Below are 26,146 nucleotides of genomic sequence, written 5' to 3' on the forward strand. Positions count from 1 at the left end.
CCGCGCTGACGGTCAGCTGCGCCGCCGGAAGGCCGAGAGCGCGCCGAGGATCACCACCGTGACCAGCACGAGGAACATCGTGTTCGCCGCCGCGCCGAACAGGTCGCCGCGGTCGGACTGGGTGAACACCGTGACGGGCAACGTCCGCCACGACGCGGGGTAGACCATGATCGTCGCGCCGAGCTCGCCCATGCACAACGCGATCGACAGTCCGGCCGCCGCGGCGATCGACGGCAGCAGCAGCGGCAGGCGCACCATCAGCAGCAGTCGTGCCGGCGACGCCCCGAGCGACCCGCCGACCCTGTCCAGCATCGGATCCAGCTGCGAGACCGCCGCCGAGACCATCGAGTAGGCGAACGCGAAGACCAGGATCGCCTGCACCAGGATCACGATCGACGGGGTGCCGCCCAGCACCAGCGGCGGCGCCGAGAAGGCCACGAGCACACCGAGGCCGACCACCACCGAGGGCACGGCGACGGGCAGGTGGAAGAACGCGTCGACCGCGCCGCGGAGCCGGCCCGGCAGGCTCGGCACGGCGAGCGCCGCCCACGTCCCGGCCGCGACCGCGAGCGCGGAGGCGAGCAGCGCCGTCTGGATCGAGACCGCGATGCTCGCGGCGTTCTCGGGGGTGAAGACGCCCGCCACGTGGTCCGTCGTCAGCGCGGAGGGAAGGACCGAGGTCCAGCTCGCGCTGAACGCCGTGATCATCGTGACCGCGATCGGCGTGATCACGAGGCCCAGCAGTACGACGGCGAAGACCGCCCACACGGCGGCCCGGGCGGCCGGATTGCGCACCAGCATCAGCGCGTTCCCTTCGTCATGAGCAGGCGGTACGCGACGTACGCGCCGATGGAGATGATCAACTGCACCGTGGCGAGCACGGCCGCCGAGGCGAAGTCCTGGCCGACGATCGAGCGGGTGTAGATGAGCATCGGCACCGTGATGACGTCCTTGGCACCGGTGAACAGCACGATCCCGAACTCGTTGAGCGTGAGCAGGAAGGTCAGCGAGCCCGCGGCAGCCAGCGCCGGGAGCACGGCGGGCAGGATGACGCGGGCGATGATCCGCAGCGGCCCCGCGCCCAGCGACGACGCGACGTCGATCTGCACCGTCGGGAACTGGCCGAAGGCTGCGAGCATCGGCCGCACGACGAAGGGCGTGTAGAAGGCGATCTCCGCCAGCACCACCCCCCACAGCGACGTGGTGAACGAGCCCGTCGGGACGCCCAGCGACTGCGCCACGCCGACCGGACCGAGCAGCACGCCGAGCGCGAGCGGGATGAGGAAGCTCGGGAAGGAGACCACGACCTCGATCAGCCGCGAGACCGCCGCGGCGCCCGGGAAGGGCACGAAGGCCAGCACCAGCGCGAGGAACGTGCCCGCGACGAGGCAGCCCGCCGTCGACAGCGCCGCGACCTGCACCGTCGTGCCGAGGGCGCTGAGCACCGCACCGTCGGTGAGGGTCTCGCGCCAGGTGGCGAGCCCTGCTGGGCGTTCCGCCTTGTCGGTGAACGTGCGCGCGACGATCCCGACGAGCGGGTACACGACGGCGACGAGGATGAACGCGACGGGCGGTAGCACCCACACCCAGCGCGGCACGGCGAACGATCGGCCGCCGGGCGCCGCCGGTGCCCCGGGCGGCGCGTCGAGCACCGCGGTCACTGCGGCACCACCATCACGTCGGCGGGATCGACCTCGACCCACAGCGTCTCGGCCCGCAGCGGCGCCTCGGTGAGCACCGGCACGTCGACGCCGATCCTCTCGCCCGTGTCGGCGACCCGCGCCGTCACGTGCCGGACGGCGCCGCGCCACTGCTCCTGCTCGACGGTCACCCGCAGCCCGTTCGACGGTGCCGTCCGCGTGAACCGCCAGGCCCACGGCCGGACCGCGAGGAGGTGGTCACCGTCGGGCAGCGGCCGCGAGGTGTGCAGCGCCCCGCCCGGCAGGACGTCCGCGCCGCCGAGGAAGGTCGCGGTGAACCGCGTCGGCGGGCGGTGGAAGAGCTCGCCGGTGGTGCCGATCGCCTCGAGCCGGGCGTCACGCATGATCGCGACGCGGTCGGCCAGCGCGAGGGCCTCGCTCTGGTCGTGCGTCACGTAGACCATCGCGACGTCGGGCAGTTCGGCGCGCAGGCGCTGCAGCTCGCCGAGCATGTCCTTGCGCATTCCCGCGTCGAGCGCCGAGAGCGGCTCGTCGAGCAGCACGACGTTCGGCCGGGTGGCGAGCGCGCGGGCGATCGCCACGCGCTGCTGCTGGCCGCCGGACAGCTGCCGCGGCAGGCGATCCGCGTACTCCGTCATCCCGACCATGCCGAGCACCTCCGCCACGCGGGGCGCGATCTCCGCGCGATCGGCGCCGCGCGAGCGCAGGCCGAAGGCGACGTTCTTCGCCACCGTCATGTGCGGGAACAGGGCGTAGCTCTGCACGACTATGCCGATGCCGCGCCCCGCGGGCGAGAGGTGCGTGACGTCGCGGCCGTCGATGGTGACGGTGCCGGCCGAGACCCGCTCGAAGCCGGCGATCGCCTTGAGAGCGGTCGACTTGCCGGAACCGGACGGCCCGAGCAGGGCGACGGTCTCGCCGCGCGCGACCTCGAAGCTGCAGTCCTGCAGGGCGACCGTGTCGCCGTACGCGACGCTCACATTCTGCAGCCCGACGGCGACCGCCCGGCGGACCGTCCGGTCCACGGCGTCGTCGTCGAGGCCCTTGGGCACCCCGACGGTGCGCCCGGCGCGCTGATCCGGCGCGCTCACTGGCCGGTCGCCTTCTCATAGCTCTTCACGTCGGCGTCCAGCCCGCCGAGGACCTCGTCCCAGTTCGGGTACCAGATCTCGACGCCGTCGATCGCCTTCTGGAAGGCGTCCCGCTGCTGGCCCGACGGCGTGACGTCGCTGCGGACGGGCGCGCCCCAGGCGCGGGCGGGAACGTTCTGCTGGACGTCCTTGGAGAGCAGGTGCTCCATGAGCTTCTTGCCGTTCGCCGCGTGCGGCGCCTTGTCGGCGAGGCCCATGTAGTACGGCAGCGGCAGCGTGGTCCGCTTGCCCTGCCACGTGGGGTAGAAGACCTCGTAGGCGACCTTGTCGGCGGCGATCGCCGCGAGGGCCATCTGGACGTCCGAGTTCGCGACGGTCAGCTCGCCCTTGCTGGTCTTGGGGCCGAGCTTGCCGGTGGACGTCGACGGGCCGACGTTGTTGGGCTGGAGGTCGGCGAGGTACTTCAGTGCCGCTTCCTTGCCCATGACGTGCTGCAGGAGGAGCAGCAGCGCGGTGCCGTCGCCGGCCTTGCCGGGGGTCGAGTACTGGATCTTCTGCTTGAAGGCGGGGCCGGTGAACTCGGCCCAGTCGGCGGGCTTCGGCTGCGCGGCGGTGTTGCGGATCATCGCGAAGTAGTTGTTGACGACCGCCACGTAGGTCCCGTCGGCCGCCTTGAGCTGCGTGGGGACCGCGGAGGTATCGACGCCGGACTTCACCAGCGAGCCCTGCTGCTGCGCCTGCTGGATGAAGGGCGGCAGGGTGACGAGCACGTCGACCTGGGGATTCGCCTTCTCCTTCTGGGCCCGCGAGACGACCTCGCCCGAGCCGGCCTCCACGAGGGAGACCTTGACGCCGGTGTGCTTGGTGAAGTCCGCGAACTCTGCCTTGTACCAGTCGCCGAGGCCGTCGGCGCTGTAGACGGTGACGGTGTCCGAGGAGCCGGCGCCGCCGCCGGTGCCGCCGCACGCGGCGACGGCGAAGACCGCTGCCACGGCCGTGATCGCGGAGAGGGAACGGGTGATGCGCATGGGGGAGTGCCCTTCGTTCGTGTGGAGCGGAGGTGGGGGTGACGGGGTGTTCGGTCGGTCAGGACGGGAAGTGGCGGCGGGCGAGGCCGTGGGCGATGGTCATGCCGACGCCGGAGGTCACGATGCGCACGCTGAGGCGCTCCTCCGGTTCGGCGACGAGGTAGGGGCGCAGGGGGCTGGAGGCGTAGACGCCCTGCCAGCGTTCGATGATCCGCAGACCGTCGAGCCCCATGACGCGGGCCGCCTCGATACGGAGCGTCTCGGTGACCGTCTCATCGAGGAACGGCTCGACCGCGGCATCGGTGTGGTGCGAGTCGCCGATGAGCAGGGTGCCGTCGGGGCGCTGGGTGAACATGACGTTCGCGTCGATGCCCAGTAGGTCGGGGCGGTCGGCCTCCATCCGGGTGCGGAGTTCCGTGGCGGCGGCGGTCTCGGCGAAGGCGGGGTAGCGCAGCAGCGAGGTCGCGGTGAGGACGGCGGGCGTCACGACGGCGCCGGGATCCGCGGTCCGGGCCATCTGCAGGGCGCAGCGCTGCACCCGGTGTTCCTCGGCGAAGGCGGGGTACAGATGGTCGAGGTCGTGCCCGACGCAGACGATCACCCGCTGCGCCTCGATCGGGCCGCGGCTGGTGTGAACTCGCGCGCCGTCGAAGCCGAGGTAGGCGGTGCCGAACCGGACCTCGGCGCCGGGCTGCGCGTCGACCCAGGCGGCCAGTCGCGCGACGGTGACGCGCGGGTCCACCCGCAGGTCCGCGAGCAGCGCGGCCCCGCCCACCACGTCGTCGGCGCCGCCACCGGGGAGCTCCGCCCGGACCTCGGCGGCGCTGCGGAGGCGGACCTCGTCGGGCCGTGCCGCGGCCAGTTCCTCGAGGACGGCGAGTTCGGTGACGTGCCGGGCGACCGCGAGGCCGCCGGTGGCGCGGACCCCGAGTCCGGCGCGGCCGTCCAGGTCCAGCCAGCGCTCGCGGGCGAGGTGTGCGAGCTCGGCGAGGTCGCCCGACTGTCCGGTCACGCACGCGTGCCCGAAGTTGCGGACGGATGCGCCGACGGCGCGGCCGTCCCGCTCGACGACGGTGACCGTCAGGCCCCGGTCGAGCGCCTCGACGGCGTGCGCGAGGCCGACGATGCCGGCCCCGACGACGAGAACGTCCGTTGCGGTCTTCATGACGCTCAGACTGGCGGGTCGGGGCGGTGCTTGGCAAGGCGGATACATCGATGTCTATACAAGTTGGCGCACTGTACATCCTGGTGCGGCGCCCGTTCACCGAACGTTCATCGCGCGTCCAGGCTCGATCGGTGTCGACTTGTATACTCAATGGCGTGGTCGCCGCTCACCCCCTCCATCAACGCCTCGCCGCCGAGTTCCGCGCGCGCATCGCCTCCGGTCGCTGGCCGGAGGGTGAGCAGGCCCCCAGTGAGGCGTCGTTGTGCGAGGAGTTCGGCACCTCCCGCGGGCCGGTCCGGCAGGCGCTGGCGACGCTCCGGGCGGAGGGCCTGATCGTCGGCGGCCAGGGCCGTTCGCCCATCGTCCGCCGCAACGTCCCCAGCCACAGCGCCAGCGCCCTCGGCTCGTTCACCGCGTGGGCCCGCGAACAGGGCCGCGAACCCGGGCAGCGCACCACCCTCCAGGCGCGGGTGCCCGCGTCGCCGGACATCGCCGAGCGCCTGCAGGTGAAGCCGGGTGAGCCCGTGCTCGAGCTCCGGCGGGTCCGCACGCTCGACGGTGCCCCCGCCCTCTGCGAGACCATGTACTTCGTCTGGTCGCTCGGCAAGCGGCTCATGGAGTTCGACCCCGACACCGGCTCGGTGAACCGCTTCCTCCTGGACGCCGGCGCCGACCTCTACGCCTCCACCCACCAGATCGACGCCGTCGCCGCGACCGTCGAGGACGCGACCCAGCTCGGCCTCCCGGAGGGCGCACCCCTGCTGCGGGTGCGCCGCACCACCACCGACGCCGCCGGCGACGTCGTCGAATACGGCGAGGACCGCTACGTCCCCGGCATGACCACCGTGATCGTCGAGAACCGCCTCTTCGCGGCGCCGAGCCCGGCGTTGCGCTCCGTCCCCGTCAGGAGAGATGCATGAACCGCACCATCGAACTCGTCGCGCTGGACATGGCCGGCACCACGATCGACGACGGCGGCGCCGTCTACGAGGCGCTGCGCGGCGCCGTCGAGGACGGCGGGGCCACCGTCGACCAGGCCGACCTGCAGGTCTGGATGGGCACCGACAAGGTGGAGGCCATCACCAACCTGCTCCGCCTCGGTGGCATCGAGCCCACCCCCGAGCGCGTCGACGCCGGTTTCGCGCGCTTCCGGGAGCGCCTGCAGCAGGCGTACGCCGAGACTCCGCCCACCGCGATCGACGGGGTGCCCGCCGCGCTCGCCGAGCTGCGGCACCGGGGGATCAAGGTTGCCCTGACCACCGGGTTCGACGATGCCGTGGCCCTGCCGCTGCTCGCCGCGCTCGGCTGGAAGATCGGCGACGGTGCCGACGCGGCCGTCGACGCGGTGGTCACCACCTCCGACGTGCCCGCGGGTCGCCCGGCGCCGTACATGATCCAGCGCGCGATGGAGTGCACCGGCGTCCGCGACGTTCGCCGCGTGCTCGCGGCCGGGGACACCGCCGTCGACGTGCAGGCGGCGAACAACGCCGGCGCCGTGTCCGCAGGTGTCCTCACCGGCAAGGCCGACCGGCGGGTGCTCGCCGATGCCGGCGCGGACCACGTGCTCGGCGGCGTCGTCGACATTCCCGCCCTGCTCGACACCTCAGCGCAGGACTGAAGGCTTGCGGTAGCTTCTGTCAAGCTTCAGGCCTTGCGGGCATGCGGGCGTCGATGAACAGCCCGCCGATGCCGATCGCCATGAGCACGCCGCTGACCACTACGAGCCAGGGCGACGACTCGCCGGTCAGCGCGTCGCCGAGGAGCACGACGGCGATCGTGCCGGGCGCGAGGCCCGCCACCGTCGCCGCCAGGTACGGCCAGAAGCGCACCGGGGAGAGCGCCGACGCGTAGTTGACCAGGGAGAACGGGGCCACCGCGATGAGGCGCAGGGAGCCGACGGCGAGCCAGCCCCGCGCCCGCAGGCGCGCCGCGATCGGGAGGTAGGCGTGGTGCTCGCGGACCCGGGCCAGCACCACGGACGGGTGCCGTACGTCGATCGCGCGCACGCCGAGGAAGGCGATGACCGCCGCCGCCGTCGACGCGAGCATGCACAGCAGGATCCCGACGGGGCCGAAGAGCACGCCGGCGGACACCGTGAACATCGTGCGGGGGACGGGGAACACCGTGACCACGGTGTGGGCGACGAGGAAGAGCACGACGAACCAGGTGCCGGTGGACTCGGCCCAGCCGCGCACCGTCGAGATACCGGGGTGCGGAAGCGCCATCCCGGCGACCACCAGAGCGAGCACGAGCACGCAACCGATCGCGGCCCGGACGACGAGGGCGCGGTCGCCGGGACGCAGCCGGGAATCGTTGTCGCTCACGTCGAGCCAACATACGCGGCCCCCGGCGGGAGTGCCGTGCCCCTGCTGGGGCGCCGCGCACCCAATCGGTTAACGTGGGTTCTCATCGACCCGGCGTGTGCTGGGCCACAGGTGAGGAGGTCTCGTGGCGGACAACCCCTACGAAGCGTGGCGCGAGTCCGTCGGCGCCGTGCTCGCGAAGTCGCGCGGTGGAACGCCGCCGGAGGACCCGATCGCCGCGCTGACCACCCCCACCGAGGACGACGGGGTGCAGATCGCGCCGCTCTACTCGCAGCGCGACGAGCTGCCCGAGGCGCCGCTGCCCGGTGTCTTCCCCTTCGTCCGCGGCGGCAACCCGACCCCCGACGTCCGGCTGGGCTGGAAGGTCGCCGAGCGGTTCGACGCCACCACGGACTCGGCCGACGTGCTCGGCGCGCTGGAGTCCGGCGCGAGTGCGCTGTGGTTGACCCGCCCCGATCCGGCGCCGCTGCTCGAGGGCGTGTACCCGGACATGGCGCCGATCCTGCTCACCGCGGGCGGCCGCGCGGCCGAGGCCGCCGCGCAGGTCTACGCCGCGCTCGATCGAGCCGCCGAGTCCGACGCCTACCGGCCCGACCTGGTCCGCGTCAGCCTGGGCGCCGCGCCGCTCACCTCGCAGGTGGTCGGCCGCGCCGACGTCTCGCTCGACGAGGCCGTCGACCTGGCGCGCGCCGCCGACGCCCGTACCGAGGACGTCCGCGCGATCGTCGTCGACGGTGCCGACCTGCACAATGCCGGCGCCACCGCCGCGCAGGAGCTGGGCCTGACGGCTGCGGCGGCGCTCGATCACGTCCGTGCGCTCACGGCCGCCGGCCTGTCGACCGCGGCGGCGCTGAACCAGCTCACGGTCCGGCTGGCGGCCACCGATGATCAGTTCCTGACCCTCGCGAAGATCCGTGCGTGGCGCACCGTCTGGGCCCGCGTCGCGCAGCACCTCGGGGCCCCCGAGGCGGGCAACGCCCCCGTGCACGCCGTCACGTCGCTCGCCGCGACCACGCAGCGCGATCCCTGGGTGAACATGCTCCGCACCACCGTCGCCGCGTTCGGCGCGGGCCTCGGCGGCGCGGACTACGTCACGACGCTCGACTACGACGAGGCCCTGCCCGCCGGGGTCGAGGGCTACTCGCGGGGCTTCACCCGGCGCATCGCCCGCAACACGCAGCTGCTCCTGCTCGAGGAGTCGAACCTCGGGCGGGTCGTCGACCCCGGCGCCGGCTCGTGGCACGTCGAATCGCTCACCGACGATCTGGCCCGTGCGGCATGGAGCGAGTTCCAGGCCGTCGAGCGCGATGGCGGTTTCGCCCGCGGCGCCGCCGAGGAGACGATCGCCGCGCAGCTCGGCGAGTCCGCGGACCGCCGGGACGCGGCCGTCGCCCGCCGCGTGAAGAAGCTGACCGGCGTGAACGAGTTCCCCAACCTGGCCGAGCCGGCGGTGGCGCCGTCGGCCGCGACGAACGGCCCCGTCGTGCGCGCGTACGCCGCGCCCTTCGAGGCCCTGCGCGCGCGGTCCGACGCCTTCCTGCGCGAGCACGGCGTGCGGCCGCGGGTCCGGATGGTGACCATCGGCACCGTCGCCCAGCACAACGGCCGGTCCACCTTCCTGACCAACCTGCTCGCCTCGGGCGGCATCGAGACCGTCCTGGACGCGGCCGAGCAGGCCGCGGGTGCGGCGACGCTCGACGGCTCGCCCGGCGCGCGGATCACGGCGCTGGCCGGATCCGACGCGGGCTACGCCGCGGAGGGCGAGGCTCTCGCCCGCACTCTGCGCGACGAGGGGAACCTCGTGCTGCTCGCGGGCGCGCCCGGCACCGTCGATGACGGGCTGGTCGACATCTACCTGCACGCCAAGATCGACACGGCCTCCGCGCTCGACGATCTGCTGACCCGGCTGGGGGCATGAGATGACTGATACCACCATCGGCAGTTTCGCCGACGTCCCGTTCGAGTACGAGGCGGTCGCCGCGGCTCCAGCCCCGGGGAGCGCGGACGTGGACGCCTTCATCGACGCCTCGGCCGCGGCCTACGCGTACACCCCGGACCAGCTGACCTGGACCACCCCCGAGGGCATCGACGTCAAGCCGGTCTACACCCGGGCCGACCGCGACGCCGTCGCCGCGGCCGGGTACCCCGTCGACTCGTACCCCGGCGCGGTGCCCTTCATCCGCGGCCCGTACCCGACGATGTACGTCAACCAGCCGTGGACGATCCGGCAGTACGCCGGCTTCTCCACCGCCGCCGAGTCGAACGCCTTCTACCGGCGCAACCTCGCGGCCGGACAGAAGGGCCTCTCGGTCGCCTTCGACCTCGCGACCCACCGCGGCTACGACTCGGATCACCCGCGCGTCACCGGCGATGTGGGCATGGCGGGCGTGGCGATCGACTCGATCCTGGACATGCGGCAGCTCTTCGACGGCATCGACCTGGGCGGCGTCTCGGTCTCGATGACGATGAACGGCGCGGTGCTGCCGATCCTCGCGCTCTACGTGGTGGCCGCGGAGGAGCAGGGCGTCGGACCGGAGAAGCTCGCGGGCACCATCCAGAACGACATCCTCAAAGAGTTCATGGTGCGCAACACCTACATCTATCCGCCGGCGCCGTCCATGCGGATCATCTCGGACATCTTCGCCTACACCTCGCAGAAGATGCCCAAGTTCAACTCCATCTCGATCTCCGGGTACCACATCCAGGAGGCCGGGGCCACGGCCGACCTGGAGCTCGCGTACACGCTGGCCGACGGTGTCGAGTACATCAAGGCCGGTATCGACGCCGGCCTCGACGTGGACAAGTTCGCGCCCCGCCTCTCGTTCTTCTGGGGCATCGGCATGAACTTCTTCATGGAGGTCGCCAAGCTCCGCGCCGCGCGCCTGCTGTGGAGCGAGCTGGTCGCGGGCTTCGACGCCAAGAACAGCAAGTCCCTGTCGCTGCGCACGCACTCGCAGACCTCGGGCTGGTCGCTCACCGCGCAGGACGTCTTCAACAACGTCGCGCGCACCTGCGTCGAGGCGATGGCCGCGACCCAGGGACACACCCAGTCGCTGCACACGAACGCCCTCGACGAGGCCATCGCGCTGCCCACGGACTTCTCCGCCCGCATCGCCCGCAACACGCAGCTCGTGCTGCAGCAGGAGTCCGGCACCACCCGGCCGATCGACCCGTGGGGCGGCTCGTACTACGTCGAGACGCTGACGCACGAGCTGGCCGAGCGCGCCCGCGCCCACCTGCGCGAGGTCGCCGAGCACGGCGGCATGGCGAAGGCGATCAGCGAGGGCATCCCTAAGCTGCGCATCGAGGAGGCCGCCGCCCGCACCCAGGCCCGCATCGACTCGGGCCGGCAGCCGGTGATCGGCGTCAACAAGTACCAGGTCGCCGAGGACGCGGCGATCGAGCTGCTCAAGGTCGACAACTCCAAGGTCCGCGCGGAACAGCTGGCCAAGCTGGAGCAACTGCGCGCGGAGCGCGATCCCGAGGCCGTGCAGGCGGCGCTCGCGAACCTCACCCGGGCCGCGGCGGCCACCGAGGGCGGCCTGGAGAACAACCTCCTCGCCCTCGCGATCGACGCGGCGCGGGCCAAGGCCACCGTCGGCGAGATCTCCGACGCGCTCGAGCAGGTCTACGGCCGGCACCAGGCCGAGATCCGTACGCTCAGTGGCGTGTACCGCGACGAGGCCGGCGCGTCCGGCAACATCCAGACGGCCACCGAGCTGGTCGAGAAGTTCGAGGAGGCCGACGGCCGCCGCCCCCGCGTGCTCATCGCCAAGATGGGCCAGGACGGCCACGACCGCGGCCAGAAGGTGATCGCCACGGCCTTCGCCGACCTCGGCTTCGACGTCGACGTGGGCCCGCTGTTCTCGACGCCGGAGGAGGTCGCGCAGCAGGCCGCCGACAACGACGTGCACGTCGTCGGCGTCTCCTCGCTCGCCGCCGGCCACCTCACGCTGGTGCCCGCGCTGCGTGACGCGCTCGCCGAGGTCGGGCGGCCCGACATCACGATCGTGGTGGGCGGCGTGATCCCGCCGGGCGACTTCGACGAGCTGTACGCGGCCGGCGCGTCGGCGATCTACCCGCCCGGCACCGTCATCGCCGACGCCGCGGTGAGCCTGCTGCACGAGCTGGGGAACAAGCTGGGGTACTCGCTGGCGTGATGACCGTCGCCGAGCTCGCGGACGGGGTCCGGGCCGACAAGCGCGCCCTGCTGGCGCGCGCGATCACGCTGGTCGAGTCCCGGCGCCCCGATCACCAGGCCCTCGCGCAGGAGTTGCTGCTCGAGGTCACCCCCGGGCCGGACGCGCCGATCGCCACCCGGGTGGGCATCACCGGCGTGCCCGGGGTGGGCAAGTCAACGACCATCGAGGCGCTGGGCAACCACCTGATCTCACTGGGACACAAGGTCGCCGTGCTCGCCGTCGACCCGTCGTCCACCCGCAGCGGCGGCTCCATCCTGGGCGACAAGACCCGGATGGGCACGCTCGCCGTGAACCCGCGTGCGTACATCCGGCCGTCGCCGACCTCCGGCACGCTCGGCGGCGTCGCGAAGGCGACCCGCGAGACGATGGTCCTGATGGAGGCCGCGGGCTTCGACGTGGTCCTGGTCGAGACCGTCGGCGTCGGCCAGTCCGAGGTCACCGTCGCCAACATGGTGGACACGTTCGCCTTCCTGACCCTGGCCCGGACGGGCGATCAGCTGCAGGGCATCAAGAAGGGCGTGCTGGAGCTCGCCGACGTGGTGGCGGTCAACAAGGCCGACGGTGACCACATCGTCGAGGCCCGTGTCGCCGCGCGCGAGCTGTCGAGCGCGCTGCGCCTGATCCACCCGCGCGGCTCCCTGTGGCGCCCGCCCGTGCTCACGCAGAGCGCGATCGAGGGCACCGGCATCCCCGAGTTCTGGGATGCGATCCTGCGGCACCGCAAGACCCTGCAGGAGGCGGGGGAGTTCGACCGCCGCCGCCGGCAGCAGCAGGTCGACTGGACCTGGACCATGGTGCGGGACACCGTCCTCGGCCGGGTCGAGCAGTCCGACGGTGTCCGGTCTGTCCGGTCCGAGGTCGAGACCGCGGTGCAGGACGGCTCCCTCACCCCCGCCCTCGCCGCGCAGCGCATCCTCGACGCCTTCGACGGCCGCTGACTGCCCGCCTATCCGCGGCATCGCGGTAGTATTCACGGTGAATATCGCCGACGAGGGGGTGTCATCATGACCGTGACCACCGAACGGCTGACCGGCGCCCAGCTCACCGTCGACACGCCGGAGGTGCACCGCGCCCGCGCGATCGTCGCGCCGATCGACCGGGACCGGCTCATCGTCCGACTGCACGAGCAGGGGGTCGGTCAGACGGAGATCGGTGTGCGGATCGGCACCTCGCAGTCGACGGTCAGCCGCGTGCTCCGCAATGCGGCGGAGATCGCGGCTGCCGAACCCACCGCGCTGGAGCTGATCGCCCGGCATGTTCTCGGCCAACTGCCGCACGAGAAGCTGATGCCGGCACTCCGCCGCCGTGCCGCAACGCAGTGGCACGAGATCGAGGCCGCCGACCTCGCCGGGCTGATCTCCGACGCGGATTACCGGGTCCTCGCCGAGTACGCGGAGCGTGTCTCACCGCCCCCACCCGACGACCCGGTGGTCGTCTACGACGTGATGCGCGAGGCCGCGAACAGACTCATCGCCGAGTTCGCCGCTCGTGGTGCCGACGACTCGGAGCGGTGGATCGATCGTGCGCGCGCCGTGCGTAGGCGAATCCGTGCTGTGAGCGTCGAGGACCTCGCAGCACAGAAGTCACTCACAGCGGAGCTGCATCGCGAGCGGGAACTGCTGTCGGGTGAGTGATCTCGATGACGACGCTCTGGGACGGATCTTCGTTGATCGCATCGTGCCGGACGTCTTCGGTCCGGCAGAGTCGGATCCTCACCCACTGCTGATTCTGGTCGGCGCCCAGCCAGGTGCGGGCAAGACTCGCGCCGGCGAGGCCGCGGCCGGTGAGTCGGGCCGGTCGACCGTTGTTCCGATCATCGGCGACGACCTGCGCGCATACCACCCCGACTATCGCGATCTGTTGAAGCGTGCCCCCGCCGCGATGCCACAGGCGACGGCGCAGGCGGCCGGCCGATGGGTGGAGATGGCGATCGAGTACGCCGCGACGCACCGGATCAGCGCTCTCGTCGAGGGCACGTTCCGCAACCCGGCGACTCCGCTGGGTACGGCCCGACGGTTTGCAGCCGCCGGCTTCGCTGTCGAGGTGCATCTCGTCGCGGTCGCTCCGGAGGAGAGCCGCCTGTCCATCGCCGGCCGCTTCGCCCGGGACGAGCAGGAGCGCGGCGCTGCGCGGTTCACCGCGGTCGGCGACCACGACCGCGCCTTCACTGCGATCCCGGAGACGCTCGCTGCTCTCCTCGGCGAGGATTCACCCGTGCAGCGGGTCGTGGTTCGGTCACGAAACGCTGTGCTGCACGAGGCTCGGCGCGCCGGCAGCACCCTTCGCGACGTTCTCGAGGCGGCCGAGGCGGAGTGGGTGCGACCACTGTCGGACGCCGAGTTCGCCGACTGGATCGCCCGCTACTCCGCCACGTCGCGCTACCTGCGCTCAGCGCACCGGGACGATGCGGATGTCCAGGAGCTGCGCATGCAGCTCGGGATCGACCGCGAACACCTGGAGGCGATGCGAGCGCGATGCAGCTGACACCCCGCGAGGACGCGAACCGTCGTCTGCTGCGGGCGAGGGACGCGATGGACCGGCGCTACGCCGAGCCGCTCGACGTGGCGGCGGTGGCGCGGATCGCCCACATGTCGCCCGCGCACTTCACCCGCGAGTTCGCGGCCGCCTTCGGCGAGACGCCGCACCGGTACCTGCAGCGCCGCCGGATCGAACGGGCGATGGCGAGGCTCCGCGACACCGACCGCGCGATCACCGACATCGCCTTCGAGGTCGGGTTCGGATCGTCGGGCACGTTCAGCCGCACCTTCCGCGCCATCGTCGGCCGGTCACCGTCGGAGTACCGCCGCGACGTGGCACCGCTACCCGCACCGGGCTGCGTCGTGCGGGCGTGGACCAGGCCCGCGCACTGAGCAGTTTCGGATAAGCGGTGGCCGGTAGCCGATTCGTAAGCTCAGTGGCATGTTCACCACCATCGCCATCACGTCCGTGTTCGTCCTCGACCAGAACGAGGCCCTCGACTTCTACGTCGGCAAGCTCGGCTTCGAGGTCCGGGACGACGTCGACATGGGTTTCATGCGCTGGCTCACCATCTCCCTCCCGTCCGATCCGGAGCATCAGATCCTCCTCGAGGTGCCCGGCGTCGGCGGCGGGAGCCCGGAGACCACGGCCGCGCAGCGGGACCTGCTCACCAAGGGCGCGCTCGGCGTGGCCTGCATCCTCAACACCGACGACTGCCGCGGCACCTACGAGAAGCTGAGCGCGCTCGGCGTCGAATTCACCGAGGAGCCGCAGGAACAGCCCTACGGCATCGACTGCGCACTGCGGGACCCGTTCGGCAACCACATCCGGATCACCCAGCCGAAGCAGGGCCCCGTCGAGGTCACCCAGGCCGATGTGGACCGCTGGTCCGGCGCATGAACCGGCGATCCGTGTGACGATGGGGTCATGTCGGCACTGGTGATCTGCGCGTCCTCACACCACGGCAACACCCGGAGGGTGGCCGATCGGATCGGCGGGGTCCTGGGCGCTCCGGTGCTCGCCCCCGGCGAGGCCACGGCGGAGCAGATCGACGCGGCCGACCTCGTCGGGTTCGGCTCTGGCGTGTACTGGATGTCCTTCGACGCCGACCTGGTCCGGCTCGTGCGCAGCCTCGACCGAAGGCAGCGCGGCACCGCCTTCGTCTACGCGACCAGCGGGCTGCCGGAGACGCCGCTGAGGCGGTACACCCGAGGCCTCGCCGACCTGCTCGCCGGCGCGGGCTTCCACGTCGCGCCCGAGGTCTTCCACTGCCGCGGACTCGACACGATGGGCCCGATCGGCCTCCTCGGCGGCCTCAACAAGGGACGCCCGAACGCCGCGGATCTCGTGGACGCCGAGGACTTCGCCCGCCGCATTCTCGCGTCGCGCCCCTAAGCGGACGGCGTTCGCCTGCACTGTTGTGAGGTTGCTCACACAGGCCTACTGTGAGATCCGTGCCCCCGAAGGTCGCGGACCGTATTGCGGATGCTTTGTACGCGTTTGGTTTTCGCCACGCGTACGGAATCCACGGTGCCAATTCCGAGGATCTCTTCGCGGCGCTGCTCCGGCAGCCCGCGCACCGGCGGCTCACCGTGACGATCGCCAAACACGAGTTCGGCGCGGGCGCCATGGCAGACGGGTCCACTCGGATGACGGGCCGTCCCGCGTGCTTGATCGCCACCTCGGGAGGCGCGGCGATGAACTGCGTGCCGGCCCTCGCGGAGGCGTACCAATCCCGCGTCCCCGTCCTCGCCCTCATCGGCAGTGCACCGATCGCGGGCGAGGGCCGTGGCGCCTTCCAGGACATGTGTGCCGCACCGCGCACCGTCGATGCCCTCGCCGTCCTCCGCGGCGTCAGCGGCTTCGCCGCCAAGGTCTCGCGTCCCGACGACCTGCGCCCAGCTCTCGACGGTGCCTTCGACGCCCTCGAGCGGGGCCTGCCCGCCGCGCTGCTGGTGCCCAAGGACGTCCAGATCGCGCCGGGTCCAGCGCTGCCCTCGCGCACGCCCGTCCCTCCGGCGACGCGGGCACCGTCGGACGAGGTGATCCGGCTGCTCCGCGCTTCGCGGCGACCCCTGATCCTCCTCGGCGAGGCGGCCTCCCGGGCCCGCCTCGCAGGGCCCGTCGAGGATCTCGCCGCCGCGACCGGAGCAGTGACGGCGGTGTGTCCCAACGGGCGGGACGCCGCGCCGAGCCGTGGCGTCGTGGGAGTGGCCGGGGTGATGGGGCACCCTTCGGTGCTGCGCGCCGCCGCGGAGGCCGATCTCGTTCTGGCTCTGGGCACCTCGCTGGACCTCATGGATCGCACAGGGCTGGATCCGGCGATCGACGCCACGCACACCGTGCACGTCGGCGCCGAGCCTCCATTGCGCGAGGTGACGATCCACGAGAACGCGCCGGATCTTCCCTCCTACGTCCGAGCGCTCACGGCCGGAATGGGTCCGTGCCGCCGGGCGCCGTGGACGGGGATCGTCCCCGAGCCGATCGCGGTGCCGCGTGCCGGTTCCGACATGATGACCTGTGCAGACGCGGTCGACGCGCTGGCCGCGGTGATCCCGCCCGAGGCCCTGGTCTTCGCCGATGCGGGCAACGCCGGAGCGGCGGCGGTGCACCGGCTCCCGCTCGGCACGGGGGAGCGCTTCCTGGTCGCTCTCGGCATGGGCGGCATGGGCCATGGCATCGCGGCCGGGATCGGCGCCGCCATCGCGACCCGGCGGCCGACGGTGATCCTGGCCGGCGACGGGGCGTTCTTCATGCACGGCATGGAGATCCACACCGCGATCGAGGCCCGGGCGCCGGTCCTGCTGGTGGTGCTCAACAACGACGCGCACGGCATGTGCGTGGTCCGGGAGGCCCGGTTCTTCCCGGACGTGCCCAGTATCAATCGGTTCCGGCCCAGCCGCATCGGGGACGGCCTCGCCGCCATGTTCCCGACAATGCCCGCCCGCTCGGCCACCACGCCCGACGGTGCCCGGTCCGCCTTCGCGGACCTGCTCGCCGGTCTGGGCGGCGGACCGTCGTGCCTGGAGATCGGAGTCGACCCGGCCGAGATCCCGCCGTTCGCAGCGCTGCTGCCCGATACCGCGAAGGAGCACGGATGATTCCGACGATCGACATCGAGGGGACGATCCGGATCGAGAGCCATCCCCGCCCGGTGGCGCAACCGCTCCTGATGGACCGGCTGCGCTCGGTGTACCCGCACCACCAGATCTACGGCGACTTCTGCCCGGTGCAGTCCTACGTGAACGCGCCGCCGGACGAGCTCTACGACTGGCTCTCCGACACCCGTTCGCTCGAGGAGTGGACCTACAGCCTGCGCGGCTTCCGGGAGACCGACGAACCGGGCCTCTGGGTCGCACGCGACATGCTCGGCGCCGATACCGAGATCTACACCCGCACCGTCGCGCATCCCGACGCCCGGACGGTCGACTACCACTGCGCCTGGGATCAGGGGAAGCACCTCTGGATGATCTACCTGATGCGGGTCGTCGACGCGCAGACGGTGCTGAACCGGCCCGGATCGGTGGTGCTCTGGACCAACTGCCACCACCCGTTCTACGACGAGAACCCGTACCCGGAGACCGCGCCGCCGGACCGGCCCGTCTGGGTGGGCGACCTGTGGGACACGTTCTCCGGCGGACACCAGATGGAGCTCGAGAACCTCAAGGCCATCGCCGAACACCGGCACGCGCACGGGCGGCCCGTCCGGCCCGAATGGATGGACGCGTGAACCCCCGCATCGTCGGCCTGGCGTCGTACCTGCCCGCGAACCGGGTCCCGGCAGACTACTTCCGCGAGTTCGCCGACGCCGACAGCCGGACGCTCACCTCGAACCCGATGTTCGCCCCGCCCGCCTACCGGCACCACGCCGCGGCGGGGGAGTCGAACGTCGACATGATGTGCGCCGCGATCGACCGGCTCCGCGAGCAGGTCGGGGACGCGGCCCTGCGGGCCGACGTGATCTTCACCCATTCCCAGCTCCCGGACCTGCCCGTGGTCGGCTGCGGCGGCGATGTCGCCCGGCGGCTCGACGCCCGGCCCGCGCTCGTGCTGGACATCCACAACGGCGGCTGCGCCGCCTTCCTGCTCATGCTGCAGCTGGCGCGCACGATGTTCACCGCGGGCACCGCGCGATCCGCCCTGCTGCTCACCTCCACCAACGCCGCCGGGAACATCTTCACCCAGGACCGGGTGCGGAACCTGCCCCAGGCCGCGATCCCCGGCGACGGTGCCGCCGCGGCCCTCGTCGTCGCCGATCCCGCGTCGGGAGGACCGGACGTTGCCGGGCTCGAGGTGCGGGAGGTGGTGTGCGCGCAGCACAGCGAGTATGCGGGCGATATGACCGCCGCCGTCGATCCGCCGCGCAGGTACTGGGAGGCCGGCGAGGGCCAGCTGCACGTCGGCTTCACCGAGGCCAAGATCGCCAAGGTCCTCGCGCGGGGCAACCGGCTCGTCCCGGAGGTCGCACTCACGGCCGCCGCGGCCGGCGGACTGCGCGGTCCCGACGTCGGCCACCTCGTCACCAATCAGCCCAACCGCACCTTTCTCCGGAACTGGCGCGAGGCGCTCGAGTTGCCGCCCGAGCAGCACCCGGACACCTTCGACGAGTGCGGCAACCTCTTCGCGGTCGGCATCCCGCACACCCTCGCCACCGCCCGGGCCGACGGCCGGATCGGCGCGGGCGAGGATGTCGTCCTCGCCGCCTTCGCCCACGCCGGAGACTTCGCGGCTGGCGCGCTGATCCGGACGTAGGCGCAGCCGGGAGGACAATGGCGGCATGACCGAGAAGCTGCGCGTGCCGCTCACGCGGGGAAGGGTGTGGGAGCTCGTCACGGAGAACGGGACGAGGCACCTGATCGATCTGCGCGATCCCGACGGGCCGACCCGCCGGATGAGGATTCCCGGCCCGGGCTGGGGTGACTGGTTCGTCACGACGAACGTCGTCGCCCGGCCGCTCCCCGACGACGAGGTGCCGCAGCCCGGCGATGTCGCCCACGAGCACCTGGATGGGTCGGAGGAGGACCGTTGAGCCGGAAGGATATGACCGACGCCGAACTGCTCGCCCGGGAGCGTGAACGTCGGGACATCCTGGTCGCGATCGCCGCGGCCCTCGACAATCACGACGAAGTCCACAGCATCCTGTTCGAGGCCGACGACATCGACGCCGCGAGGGCAGCGCTCGTGGCGAGATACGGCTGGCGGGAGATCGACGCGAACGCTGTGATGGACATGCAGCAGCGCCGCCTGCCGCAGCAGGAGCGCGACAAGATCGCCGCCGAACTGAGGGTTTGCGATGCCAGAGTCGCGGAGCTGGCCGCGCGGGAGTCCGACTGACGTCGATACTCTGCTCGGGTTCGCGATATCCGCAGCCTCGGAGTTGCGCCGAGCACTCATAGTCATCGTCCTGCACGGAGAGGCCGCCGCTCGGTAGTCTCCACAAATGGGACATAACGAGCCGCGCCAGGACACCGTCGGGGACCTGAAACCGCCCCGCATCGGTGAGGAGACCGCCCTGGTCATGGTCACCGTGAAGACCTATCCCAACCCGAGTGAGACCTATGGCGAGACCGTCTGCGTCGCAGGTGTCCGTCTTGACGGTGGTGCTCCGAGGTGGATCCGGCTCTATCCGGTCAAGTTCCGCAACGCGGACTTCGACAGCCGGTTCAAGAAGTACGAGATCATTCGGATCAATGGCACCTACCACCAGGCCAACGACAACCGGCCCGAGTCCTTTCGACCCCGCCAGGACGAGATGGCGCACGTCGAGTGGCTCGACAGCAAGCAGAACTGGTTGCGGCGGCGGACCAAGATCGGCTCACTACTCGGTGAGACGACGATGTGCGACCTTCTCGCCCAGAACCCGGTAGGCGGGATGGCGACGCCGTCTCCATCGCTCGGACTGATCAAACCGACCGATATCGAGACGTCGGTGGTCGACGGTGATCCTTGGTCGCAGACCGAACAGGCAAAGGTGGATCTGGCTTCTGAGCCGGACCTGTTCGGGACGTCGTTGGCACCTTTGGAGCCGGCGCCGTACGCGGTCCGGTACAGGTATCGATGCGCCGCGCCCACGTGCTCCGGGCACGATCAGAAGAACCTGGATTGGGAGGTGGGGCAGACCGGCCGCCGCTGGAGAGCCGAGCGCGGAGACGTCGAGGCTCGCGCAGCGATGCTGAAGCGGTGGCACGACGACATGGTGTCCTCGGAAAAGGACATCCACTTCTACGTCGGCAACCAGAATCGATACCGGCGCACCTTCTCTGTGCTGGGCACCTGGTATCCGAAGGTCGAGAACACGTTGTTCTAAACGTGCACCACCGCGGCGTTCGGGCGCGTCTGCAGCACGCGGTCGGCGACGATGTTCCGGTGGCATTCGGCGTGGTCGTGCTCGAAGCAGAGCAGCGCCACCGCTCCGCCGTCCAGTAGCTCGCACACGTGCGCAAGAGCATCACTCGCGTCGGCGGTGTCGAGCACCTCGCAGTACCGCGCGAGGCTTTCGGGCTCGCCGGCACGAAACCCTGCGCGGTTGTCCTTCGGGTTTCCCAATGCGCGGTGATGGACGTATTCGATTCCGGCAGCCCGGAGTGCTGCCGCGAGCTTCGTCTTCGACAGACCGGGCTTGCGGCTGAGGGGAGTCAGGCGCACGTCCACGAGGACCCGCACGTCTTGGTTCAGAAGGTGTGCCACGAGGTCGTCGACGGTCCTGCCCTCGTAACCGATGCTGACCAGAGTCCCGTCGGTGTCGTTCCCGGAGTTCATACGTGCCACCTGTCCATCGTGCACTACGCCGGCGACCGGGTCATACGCGACAGATGGGGCCGGGTGAGGATCACAGTCTTGTGCTGGTCGGATTCATCCTTGCAGGCCCAGCCGGCCGGCGAGCCAATCGAGCTCCGCGGTGAGGCCGCCGGACCAGACCGCGAAATCGTGGCCGCCGCGGATCGTGCGGGTGCGCACCGTCATCCCCGATCCCGCGGCCGCGGCGGTGATCCGCTTCGCAGCGGCGGTGGACAGGGCGTCGTCGCTACCTGCGACGAGCACGCCGGCACTGTCCGGGAACCGGCGCTGCGACAACTGGATCAGCGGGTTCGCCCGGGCGTAGGCGTCGCGATCGCCGGAGAAGCCATCGCGGACGGTGGCCTCGCGGCCGCCCCCGAGGTCGGGTTCGGCGTCCGGTGAGAGGGCGAGGAAGGTCCGGAAGACGTCGGGGAACCGCGTCGCGAGCTGCACCGCGCAGGTGCCGCCGTAGGAGTAGCCGCCCACGGCCCAGGCCTGCGGAGAGGGATCCACGGCGAGGTGGTGCCGCACCCACGCCGGCACGTCCTCGGCGAGGTAGGTGGCGGCGCGCGTCTTGCGCGAATCGGCGCACAGCGGATTCTCGAACTGGCCGCCCGTGGCGTCCGGCACCACCACGACCGGCGCGAGGCCGCCCCGTCGTGCCGCGTAGGCGTCCATGGTCTGCGCGAGCCTGCCGCCGGCGAACCAGTCCCGCGGAGCCCCCGGCTGGCCGTGCAGGAGGACGAACACCGGCAGCCGCTCCGGGGCACCGGACAGGTAGGCCGGGGGCAGGTACACCAGGGTCCGGCGGGCCACGAAACGGGAACGGAGGGGCGGCACCGTCGCCCGCACGACGACCCCGCGCGCGGCCTCCGCGCCCGGGTGGGGGCGGGGCAGCGTCGTCGGGTAGTCCACGGGCAGCAGATCGTCGACCGAGGGGTACGCCGCGTACAGCGAGTTGACCTGGGCCACGCCCATCACCGCCACGGCGGCCACGGCGGCGACACTCATCCCCGCGGACCGCCAGGAGCGGGTCCGCACGATCCACACCCCGGCGAGCAGCACCGCCAGCACCGCGAGGGCGAGCCACAGGAGCACCAGCGGGTCGAGGCGATCCGGGAAGGGCCGCCACACGTACGCGATCAGCAGATCGATCACCGCGGTGGCCGCGAGCGCGGCGCCGATGCAGCCGAGGACGGCGCGCGCGGAGCCCGCGCGGCGGCACACGCCGATCAGCCCGGCGAGCGCCGCGGCACCTGCGAGGAGCAGCACGAACGGCACCGGACCGGCTGTGAGCTGCAGGCTCCGCAGCGGGTTCACCGTCCCGATCTCCGTGGTCGCACGCTGCCCAGGATATGTGTCGCCGGTAAGACGGACCTGTGGGGTCGGCACGGAAGACGAGCGAACTACGCTGTGAGCCATGACACTCTCGGACGCAGCGGCGCACCAGGACATCACCACGGTCGACGTTCCCACCCACTGGTACAACCTGGCCGCGGAGCTGGACACGCCCATCCCGCCGCACCTGCACCCGGGGACGAAGGAGCCGGTCGCGCCCGAGGATCTGGCGCCGCTGTTCGCGTCGGGCCTGATCGCGCAGGAGGCGTCCACCGAGGCCTACCACGAGATCCCCGAGCCGGTCCGCGAGATCCTCGCCATGTGGCGGCCGTCGCCGCTCATCCGCGCGCGGAAGTTCGAAGAGGCGCTGGGCACCACGTGCCGGATCTACGTCAAGTACGAGGGCGTGAGCCCCGTCGGCTCGCACAAGACCAACTCCGCCGTCGCGCAGGCCTACTACAACGCGGTCGACGGCGTGAAGAAGCTGACCACGGAGACCGGCGCCGGCCAGTGGGGCAGCGCCCTGTCCTTCGCGGGTGCCCAGTTCGGCATCGACGTCGAGATCTGGCAGGTGCGGGCCTCGTTCGATTCGAAGCCCTATCGCGGCCACCTCATGCGGACCTACGGCGGCACCGTGCACCCGAGCCCGTCGGACCTCACCGAGGCGGGCCGCGCGATGCTCGCGAAGGACCCGCACACCACCGGCAGCCTCGGCATGGCCGTCTCCGAGGCCGTCGAGGTCGCGGCGCAGGACCCCGAGGCCCGCTACGCCCTCGGCAGCGTGCTCAACCACGTCGTGCTGCACCAGTCGGTCATCGGCCTCGAGGCGGTCGACCAGCTCGCACAGCACGAGAACGGCGCCGACGTGGTCTTCGGCTGCGCCGGTGGCGGGTCCAACCTCGCCGGTCTCGCCTTCCCGTTCCTGCGGGAGAAGATCCACGGCCGCCAGGATCCCCGGATCGTGGCCGCCGAGCCCGCCGCCTGCCCGTCGATCACGCAGGGCGAGTACCGCTACGACCACGGCGACGTCGCGGGCCTCACCCCGCTGCTCAAGATGCACACCCTCGGCATGGACTTCGTCCCCGATCCGATCCACGCGGGCGGCCTGCGCTACCACGGCATGTCGCCGGCGCTGAGTCACACCGTCGAGCTGGGCCTGGTCGAGGGCGTCGCGATCGAGCAGAACGACGCCTTCGCCGCGGGCGTGCTGTTCGCGCGGGCGCAGGGCATCGTCCCCGCTCCCGAGTCGACCCACGCCATCGCCGCGGCCGCCGACTACGCCCGCGAGCACGCCGACGAGGTGCTGGTCATCGGCCTGTCCGGACACGGCCAACTCGACCTGCCCGCCTACGCCGAGTACCTCGCGGGCGGCCTGGCCTGAGCGGCGATCCGGCGCTCAGGGCCGCATCGAGCGCCGGATCTCCTCGAGCCTCGCCTTCGCCGCCTTCTCCCGCTCGGCGAAGGCGCGCTCGGCGTCCTGGCCGGCCGTGGTGCCGTGCGCCAGTTCCTCGGCACCCAGGGCGGTGGTCGTGCGGCGCTCGATCGTCTGCCGGACGTGGTCGAAGGTCGGCACGCCGGCCGCCGTGTACCCCGTGACGTCCTCGTACGACGGTGCCGCGGGTGGGTACGACGGTGCCGGGGGCTGGTACGACGGTGCCGCGGGCGCGTCCGGCTCGGCGTCGACGATCTCGGCGTCGACCGGCTCCGCCGTACTCGTACCCGGCACGGTCGCCGCCTCCCGGACCCGGGCGATGAGTCGCTGGATGTGCAGGCCGTGGCGCACGTCGAGCGGGTGATCGGCGCCCGAGGCGATCACGGCGAGGAACTCGTCGAGCAGCACGCGGAAGCACTCGGTCGCCGGGGTGTCCCGGTTCTCGAGCACGGCGACGCCCTTCCCGGAGTGCGCGGCCACCCGCACGATCGTCGGCATGATCGGCGTGCGCAGGGAGAGCGAGGCGGAGGAGGCGGCGCCGTCGGCGTGGGCGAGCTGGATGGTCCAGGTGTCGCTCGCGGCGTCGTAGCGAGCGGCGTCGACGCCCTCGACGGGACCGGCCACCGCATCGAGGAGGTCGAGGACGTGCGGCCCGACGTCGAGGAGCGCTCCCTCCTCCTGGCGCCAGGCGGACGCGGCGAACCGGCCGGAGAGGGCCGCGCCGGAGAGCCACTGCGCCTCGGCGGCGATGGGGCCGAGCTCGGCCGCGCGGGCGAGGAAGTCCCTGGTCTCGGGCGCGAATCGCCGGGTGAAGGCGACGATCGACCGGACGCCCGTCTGTGCGACGGCGTCCGCGACCGCGGTGGCGGCGTCCACGTCGAGGGCGATCGGCTTGTCGAGGATCAGGTGCTTGCCCGCCCGGGCCGCCTCGGCGGCGAGCGGCGCCTGCACGTTCGGCGGCACCGCGAAGGCCACGGCGTCGACCGCGGCGAACAGCGCGGCCGGCGACTCGAAGGCACGCGGGAAGACCTCGGCGGCCGCCTCCGGATCGCGGGCCCAGCCGCCGACGAAGTCGACGCCGGGGTGCGCCGCCAGCGCCGGGGCGTGCGTCTGCCTCGCCCAGGGACCCGCTCCGACCAGACCGATGCGCACGCTCACCCGACCGAGTCTGCCACGGCGCCGTCCCGGGCGAGGACGGAGTGCCGCCGACCGTAGAAGAGGTAGACGGCCACCCCGATCGCGAACCACACCAGGAACCGCAGCCACGTGGCGATCGCCAGGTTCAGCATGAGGTAGACGCAGGCCAGGCCGGAGACGACCGGGATCACGGGGGAGAAGGGCACCCGGAAGGGCCGACGCAGGTCCGGCTTGGTGCGGCGCAGGATCGGCACCGCCAGCGAGACCAGCAGGAAGGCGAAGAGCGCGCCGATGCTGACCATCTCCGACAGCGCCTCGATCGGGATGAAGCCGCCCATGAGCGCGCATCCGACCACGATGATCACCGTCAGCCGCACGGGCGTCCCGAACTTCGGCGAGACCTTCGCGACGGACGGCGGGATCAGGCCGTCGCGACCCATCGCGAAGCCGATCCGGCCCATGGTCACCAGCTCGACGAGGATCACCGAGGTCAGGCCCGCGACCGCGGCGATCGCCACGAGATCGCCCGCCCACGGGACGCCGACCGCGTCGAAGGCCTTCGACAAGGGCGCGCTGGAGTCGATGTCGGTGTACTTCACCATGCCGGTGAGCACCAGCGAGACCAGGACGTACAACAGCGTGCAGGCCAGGAGCGTCCCGATCAGGGCGCGCGGCATGTCCCGTTCGGGCCGGCGGGCCTCCTCGCCGAGGTTGGCCACCGCCTCGAAGCCGGTGTACGCGAAGAAGACCACCGCCGCGGCCGTGAGGATGCCGGCCACGCCGAAATGCGACGGTGCGCCGCCCAGGAAGGTCTCGATGAGCGGGCGGTCCAGTGCGTCCCCGCCGGATTCGGCGGGAACGGACTCGGGGATGAAGGGCACCAGGTGCGAGCGGGTGATGTAGAAGGCGCCGACGATGACGACGAAGACGGAGATCGCGACCTTCACCAGCACGAGCACGTTGGTCACGCGCGCAGACTCGCGGATCCCGACGGTGGCCACCACGCCGAGCACCGCGATGATCAGGATCGCGCCGATATTGACCGGCGCCTCCTCGGTGAACAGGTGCGGCGGCAGGTGGAGCAGGTCCGCCAGGTAGCCCGACCAGCTGCGCGAGACCACCGCCGCACCCAGCCCGAACTCCAGCAGGAGGTCCCATCCGATGATCCACGCGAAGACCTCGCCGATCGTGGCGTAGGCGTAGGTGTAGGCACTGCCGGCGGTGGGGACCGCCGCCGCCAGCTCGGCGTAGCAGAGGGCGGCGAAGAGGCTCACCACGCCGGCGACCACGAAGGAGATCGCGATGCCGGGACCGGCGTTCACCTTGGCCTGGACGCCGGTGAGCGTGAAGATGCCGGTCCCGATCACGATGCCGACACCGAAACCGATGAGGTCGAACAGCCGTAGGTCGCGCCGCAGGCCGCCTTCGGCGGCACCGTCGGCCTTGATCCTGGCGAGGGGTTTCGTCCGGAGGATGTCCATTCCGCGGGACGCTACCCGCTCGCCGGGAGGTT

27 protein-coding genes are annotated in these 26,146 nt (G+C 71.7%); 17 read left to right on the forward strand and 10 right to left on the reverse strand.

The genetic code is table 11. The annotated features are described in order from the left end of the window. Positions 1-12: 12 nt before the first annotated feature. Genes AC21LY_RS07025 through AC21LY_RS07045 form a run of 5 tightly spaced genes read right to left on the reverse strand, consistent with a single transcriptional unit; the run spans position 13 to position 4,945 of the window. Entirely contained in the window at positions 13-801 is a 789-nt protein-coding gene (locus AC21LY_RS07025; protein WP_489045678.1) for an ABC transporter permease, read from the reverse strand. After that, entirely contained in the window at positions 801-1,661 is an 861-nt protein-coding gene (locus AC21LY_RS07030) for a 2-aminoethylphosphonate ABC transporter permease subunit (RefSeq protein WP_489045680.1), read from the reverse strand. Before AC21LY_RS07030 ends, AC21LY_RS07025 begins: the two co-directional genes overlap by 1 nt. Beyond that, entirely contained in the window at positions 1,658-2,752 is a 1,095-nt protein-coding gene (locus AC21LY_RS07035; RefSeq protein ID WP_489045682.1) for an ABC transporter ATP-binding protein, read from the reverse strand. Before AC21LY_RS07035 ends, AC21LY_RS07030 begins: the two co-directional genes overlap by 4 nt. Then, positions 2,749-3,780, reverse strand: coding sequence for a 2-aminoethylphosphonate ABC transporter substrate-binding protein (locus AC21LY_RS07040; protein ID WP_489045684.1), 1,032 nt, complete (start codon positions 3,778-3,780; stop codon positions 2,749-2,751). Before AC21LY_RS07040 ends, AC21LY_RS07035 begins: the two co-directional genes overlap by 4 nt. Before the next feature lie 58 nt (positions 3,781-3,838). Next, positions 3,839-4,945: a TIGR03364 family FAD-dependent oxidoreductase gene (locus AC21LY_RS07045; protein WP_489045686.1), complete on the reverse strand. Its 1,107-nt coding sequence runs from the start codon at positions 4,943-4,945 to the stop codon at positions 3,839-3,841. Positions 4,946-5,100: 155 nt separating this feature from the next. On the opposite strand from AC21LY_RS07045, the gene AC21LY_RS07050 reads away from it, so the two are divergent. Together AC21LY_RS07050 and AC21LY_RS07055 are read left to right on the forward strand one after the other, a co-directional pair. Continuing rightward, the gene (locus AC21LY_RS07050; RefSeq protein ID WP_489045688.1) at positions 5,101-5,865 is read left to right on the forward strand and encodes a GntR family transcriptional regulator; all 765 of its coding nucleotides are present in this window, start codon (positions 5,101-5,103) and stop codon (positions 5,863-5,865) included. After that, a complete protein-coding gene (locus AC21LY_RS07055; RefSeq protein WP_489045690.1) occupies positions 5,862-6,563 on the forward strand; it encodes a phosphonatase-like hydrolase in 702 nt (233 codons plus the stop codon). The genes AC21LY_RS07050 and AC21LY_RS07055 overlap by 4 nt, the downstream gene beginning before the upstream one ends. 19 nt (positions 6,564-6,582) lie before the next feature. On the opposite strand, the gene AC21LY_RS07060 is transcribed toward AC21LY_RS07055, so the two are convergent. After that, positions 6,583-7,269: a TVP38/TMEM64 family protein gene (locus tag AC21LY_RS07060; RefSeq protein WP_489045692.1), complete on the reverse strand. Its 687-nt coding sequence runs from the start codon at positions 7,267-7,269 to the stop codon at positions 6,583-6,585. Positions 7,270-7,393: 124 nt separating this feature from the next. On the opposite strand from AC21LY_RS07060, the gene AC21LY_RS07065 reads away from it, so the two are divergent. The 14 genes from AC21LY_RS07065 (at position 7,394) to AC21LY_RS07130 (ending at position 20,256) form a co-directional block, all read left to right on the forward strand. Then, a complete protein-coding gene (locus AC21LY_RS07065; protein ID WP_489045693.1) occupies positions 7,394-9,187 on the forward strand; it encodes a methylmalonyl-CoA mutase family protein in 1,794 nt (597 codons plus the stop codon). A gap of 1 nt (position 9,188) precedes the next feature. Next, complete coding sequence (gene scpA, locus AC21LY_RS07070; RefSeq protein ID WP_489045694.1) at positions 9,189-11,429, forward strand: methylmalonyl-CoA mutase; 2,241 nt, start codon at positions 9,189-9,191, stop codon at positions 11,427-11,429. Then, positions 11,429-12,409: a methylmalonyl Co-A mutase-associated GTPase MeaB gene (gene meaB, locus AC21LY_RS07075; protein ID WP_489045695.1), complete on the forward strand. Its 981-nt coding sequence runs from the start codon at positions 11,429-11,431 to the stop codon at positions 12,407-12,409. The genes scpA and meaB overlap by 1 nt, the downstream gene beginning before the upstream one ends. 66 nt (positions 12,410-12,475) lie before the next feature. After that, on the forward strand, positions 12,476-13,105 hold the full coding sequence (locus tag AC21LY_RS07080) for a hypothetical protein (protein WP_489045696.1): 630 nt from the start codon (positions 12,476-12,478) through the stop codon (positions 13,103-13,105). After that, entirely contained in the window at positions 13,098-13,955 is an 858-nt protein-coding gene (locus AC21LY_RS07085; RefSeq protein ID WP_489045697.1) for a zeta toxin family protein, read from the forward strand. The genes AC21LY_RS07080 and AC21LY_RS07085 overlap by 8 nt, the downstream gene beginning before the upstream one ends. Beyond that, positions 13,946-14,341, forward strand: a complete 396-nt coding sequence (locus AC21LY_RS07090) for a helix-turn-helix domain-containing protein (RefSeq protein WP_489045698.1) — start codon at positions 13,946-13,948, stop codon at positions 14,339-14,341. Before AC21LY_RS07085 ends, AC21LY_RS07090 begins: the two co-directional genes overlap by 10 nt. A gap of 49 nt (positions 14,342-14,390) precedes the next feature. After that, positions 14,391-14,849, forward strand: coding sequence for a VOC family protein (locus tag AC21LY_RS07095; protein ID WP_489045699.1), 459 nt, complete (start codon positions 14,391-14,393; stop codon positions 14,847-14,849). 27 nt (positions 14,850-14,876) lie between these two features. After that, a complete protein-coding gene (locus tag AC21LY_RS07100) occupies positions 14,877-15,344 on the forward strand; it encodes a flavodoxin domain-containing protein (RefSeq protein ID WP_489045700.1) in 468 nt (155 codons plus the stop codon). Between the two features lie 59 nt (positions 15,345-15,403). Further along, on the forward strand, positions 15,404-17,050 hold the full coding sequence (locus AC21LY_RS07105; protein ID WP_489045701.1) for a thiamine pyrophosphate-binding protein: 1,647 nt from the start codon (positions 15,404-15,406) through the stop codon (positions 17,048-17,050). Beyond that, positions 17,047-17,679 (forward strand): SRPBCC family protein, encoded by a 633-nt coding sequence (locus AC21LY_RS07110; protein ID WP_489045702.1) that lies wholly within the window; start codon positions 17,047-17,049, stop codon positions 17,677-17,679. The genes AC21LY_RS07105 and AC21LY_RS07110 overlap by 4 nt, the downstream gene beginning before the upstream one ends. Beyond that, complete coding sequence (locus AC21LY_RS07115; protein ID WP_489045703.1) at positions 17,676-18,701, forward strand: 3-oxoacyl-ACP synthase III family protein; 1,026 nt, start codon at positions 17,676-17,678, stop codon at positions 18,699-18,701. The genes AC21LY_RS07110 and AC21LY_RS07115 overlap by 4 nt, the downstream gene beginning before the upstream one ends. A 25-nt stretch (positions 18,702-18,726) precedes the next feature. Continuing rightward, positions 18,727-18,978, forward strand: coding sequence for a hypothetical protein (locus AC21LY_RS07120; RefSeq protein WP_489045704.1), 252 nt, complete (start codon positions 18,727-18,729; stop codon positions 18,976-18,978). 11 nt (positions 18,979-18,989) lie between these two features. Further along, positions 18,990-19,283: a hypothetical protein gene (locus AC21LY_RS07125; RefSeq protein WP_489045705.1), complete on the forward strand. Its 294-nt coding sequence runs from the start codon at positions 18,990-18,992 to the stop codon at positions 19,281-19,283. Between the two features lie 106 nt (positions 19,284-19,389). Next, entirely contained in the window at positions 19,390-20,256 is an 867-nt protein-coding gene (locus AC21LY_RS07130; RefSeq protein WP_489045706.1) for a DUF8758 domain-containing protein, read from the forward strand. Here AC21LY_RS07130 and AC21LY_RS07135 read toward each other — a convergent pair. Both AC21LY_RS07135 and AC21LY_RS07140 read right to left on the reverse strand, forming a co-directional pair. Continuing rightward, positions 20,253-20,708 carry a DUF488 domain-containing protein gene (locus tag AC21LY_RS07135; RefSeq protein ID WP_489045980.1) on the reverse strand — a complete coding sequence of 152 codons (456 nt, stop codon included), beginning with the start codon at positions 20,706-20,708 and terminating at the stop codon, positions 20,253-20,255. The two genes, AC21LY_RS07130 and AC21LY_RS07135, sit on opposite strands and share 4 nt — an antisense overlap. A 93-nt stretch (positions 20,709-20,801) precedes the next feature. Further along, on the reverse strand, positions 20,802-22,046 hold the full coding sequence (locus AC21LY_RS07140) for an alpha/beta hydrolase (protein WP_489045707.1): 1,245 nt from the start codon (positions 22,044-22,046) through the stop codon (positions 20,802-20,804). A 100-nt stretch (positions 22,047-22,146) separates the two neighbouring features. Here AC21LY_RS07140 and AC21LY_RS07145 point away from each other — a divergent pair, with 100 nt between their 5' ends. Next, positions 22,147-23,445, forward strand: coding sequence for a TrpB-like pyridoxal phosphate-dependent enzyme (locus tag AC21LY_RS07145; protein ID WP_489045708.1), 1,299 nt, complete (start codon positions 22,147-22,149; stop codon positions 23,443-23,445). A gap of 15 nt (positions 23,446-23,460) precedes the next feature. On the opposite strand, the gene AC21LY_RS07150 is transcribed toward AC21LY_RS07145, so the two are convergent. Together AC21LY_RS07150 and AC21LY_RS07155 are read right to left on the reverse strand one after the other, a co-directional pair. Beyond that, a complete protein-coding gene (locus AC21LY_RS07150; RefSeq protein ID WP_489045709.1) occupies positions 23,461-24,654 on the reverse strand; it encodes a Gfo/Idh/MocA family protein in 1,194 nt (397 codons plus the stop codon). Further along, positions 24,651-26,114: an amino acid permease gene (locus AC21LY_RS07155; protein ID WP_489045710.1), complete on the reverse strand. Its 1,464-nt coding sequence runs from the start codon at positions 26,112-26,114 to the stop codon at positions 24,651-24,653. Before AC21LY_RS07155 ends, AC21LY_RS07150 begins: the two co-directional genes overlap by 4 nt. Positions 26,115-26,146: the final 32 nt, after the last annotated feature.

This window comes from Tsukamurella sp. II2bb (assembly GCF_057815145.1).

Coding starts and splice junctions, on each gene's coding strand:
- AC21LY_RS07025 (WP_489045678.1), bottom strand. CDS start 801: ATGCTGGTGCGCAATCCGGCCGCCCGGGCCGCCGTGTGGGCGGTCTTC.
- AC21LY_RS07040 (WP_489045684.1), bottom strand. CDS start 3,780: ATGCGCATCACCCGTTCCCTCTCCGCGATCACGGCCGTGGCAGCGGTC.
- AC21LY_RS07045 (WP_489045686.1), bottom strand. CDS start 4,945: ATGAAGACCGCAACGGACGTTCTCGTCGTCGGGGCCGGCATCGTCGGC.
- AC21LY_RS07055 (WP_489045690.1), top strand. CDS start 5,862: ATGAACCGCACCATCGAACTCGTCGCGCTGGACATGGCCGGCACCACG.
- scpA (WP_489045694.1), top strand. CDS start 9,189: ATGACTGATACCACCATCGGCAGTTTCGCCGACGTCCCGTTCGAGTAC.
- meaB (WP_489045695.1), top strand. CDS start 11,429: ATGACCGTCGCCGAGCTCGCGGACGGGGTCCGGGCCGACAAGCGCGCC.
- AC21LY_RS07080 (WP_489045696.1), top strand. CDS start 12,476: ATGACCGTGACCACCGAACGGCTGACCGGCGCCCAGCTCACCGTCGAC.
- AC21LY_RS07090 (WP_489045698.1), top strand. CDS start 13,946: ATGCAGCTGACACCCCGCGAGGACGCGAACCGTCGTCTGCTGCGGGCG.
- AC21LY_RS07095 (WP_489045699.1), top strand. CDS start 14,391: ATGTTCACCACCATCGCCATCACGTCCGTGTTCGTCCTCGACCAGAAC.
- AC21LY_RS07100 (WP_489045700.1), top strand. CDS start 14,877: ATGTCGGCACTGGTGATCTGCGCGTCCTCACACCACGGCAACACCCGG.
- AC21LY_RS07110 (WP_489045702.1), top strand. CDS start 17,047: ATGATTCCGACGATCGACATCGAGGGGACGATCCGGATCGAGAGCCAT.
- AC21LY_RS07120 (WP_489045704.1), top strand. CDS start 18,727: ATGACCGAGAAGCTGCGCGTGCCGCTCACGCGGGGAAGGGTGTGGGAG.
- AC21LY_RS07125 (WP_489045705.1), top strand. CDS start 18,990: ATGACCGACGCCGAACTGCTCGCCCGGGAGCGTGAACGTCGGGACATC.
- AC21LY_RS07130 (WP_489045706.1), top strand. CDS start 19,390: ATGGGACATAACGAGCCGCGCCAGGACACCGTCGGGGACCTGAAACCG.
- AC21LY_RS07135 (WP_489045980.1), bottom strand. CDS start 20,708: ATGAACTCCGGGAACGACACCGACGGGACTCTGGTCAGCATCGGTTAC.
- AC21LY_RS07145 (WP_489045708.1), top strand. CDS start 22,147: ATGACACTCTCGGACGCAGCGGCGCACCAGGACATCACCACGGTCGAC.
- AC21LY_RS07155 (WP_489045710.1), bottom strand. CDS start 26,114: ATGGACATCCTCCGGACGAAACCCCTCGCCAGGATCAAGGCCGACGGT.